This window comes from Pseudomonas putida, assembly GCF_028682475.1.
GTDB classification, from domain to species: Bacteria; Pseudomonadota; Gammaproteobacteria; order Pseudomonadales; family Pseudomonadaceae; genus Aquipseudomonas; species Aquipseudomonas putida_AG.
In genome coordinates this window covers 1-1,336 of sequence record NZ_JANHLE010000073.1, presented here as the reverse complement: position 1 = coordinate 1,336, position 1,336 = coordinate 1, and the positions used below count along the sequence as shown (strand labels likewise).

1 protein-coding gene is annotated in these 1,336 nt (G+C 54.9%); it reads right to left on the bottom strand.

Going from position 1 to position 1,336, the window contains the following annotated elements:
* Positions 1-1,336 (bottom strand): hypothetical protein (locus NPS47_RS25150; RefSeq protein ID WP_274297418.1); only part of this gene is annotated, 1,336 nt, incomplete at both ends.

Below are 1,336 nucleotides of genomic sequence, written 5' to 3'. Positions count from 1 at the left end.
GCTTGTAGCTGTAACGTGCGGCGGTCCATTTCCTGGGTGCTGATGCCGGGTAGCACCAGTTTCAGGTAAGTTTTTTTGTCATCGCGGATCAGGTCGCAAGTCGGCTTTTGCACGACCTTGGCAAGCTCAGTCCATTCGTCTTGCAGGTTGCGGTGTCTGGATTTATTGCCCCAGGTGCTGGTTTCCATCCACACTTGCAGGTCATCCAGATTGAAATAGTTGTACAAGCCTTCCCCTGCCAGTTGCAGGGCGGTGGCGATCAGACCTATCAGGTTGGCACGGGCACCGATGGCCAGCAGGCGTGGGCTGGCTTCTGCCCACGCTAAAGCGCGCAGTTCGGTCGGTGTTTTCAGGATATTCTTGATAATCGAGCCCGTATGCTTGGCCGCCCAGGTGTTGGTGCCCGCCAGTATCCCATCGCCGGTAATCTGCAATGTGGTAGCACCCAGCCCCTTGTAATTGCCTTTAGCCAAGGCTCTACCCCACTGCAGCGAGTGTTTACCCAAATCGATTGTTGCCGCCAGAGCACCAAATGAAAACGCCCCAAATCCGGCAATGCCGGTCCAATATCCCAAACGACTCATAGTGTTTAACTTACCGGCAGCACTTTCCATCTGCTCGATATGCGCTTGAAAAAGCGTAACCGACAACCCTTGCACGGTTGCAAAACCTGCTGCCGACATGCCTATAAATGAATCAATGAAAACGCCCCAATCAGTTAAAGAACGATTAGGTTTTACCAGAACGTTCATCGCCTCTAAAAACTTCAGCCCCTGAATCACAAACAACACTAACGCGATTCCATCGCCTTTCGACTTCACCGCCGCCAACAGCGGCTTGTTAAAGGTTCCGGTGGCCCGGAAATCCCGTGCGGTCCGGGTCATTTCCGCACGCAACTGCGGATCCAGGCCATCGATCACCGTGCCGATTTGCGCCGGGCTGTCGCCACCAACGGCCAAGGCACCCGCAATCCGATCCTCCAACGGCACGAGGGCGGCTTTCAACAGGTTGATACGCTGGTTGTAGGGCGCTTCGCTGCCAGGCAATGCAAAACCTGTGGATTGCTGCCTCAACTCACTGTTACGCAGGCGGTAGACTTCCTTGAGCTGACTGCGCAGATTCAGCGATTGCTCGCGGGCCTGATTGAATACCCTCATTTCAGTTACCGAGGCTGCTCGCAATGTCAGTCCTTGGCGGGAGAACTCACGCAGCAACTGCAGCCGTGCCGACGCCCCGAGGTGGCGAATGTAGTTATTGGGGTCGATGTTTTGCGCCTGTTTGAAGGTGTCGTGAGCCGTTTCCAATTCATCCGCAATCTTCAACTGATGCGCCGGTA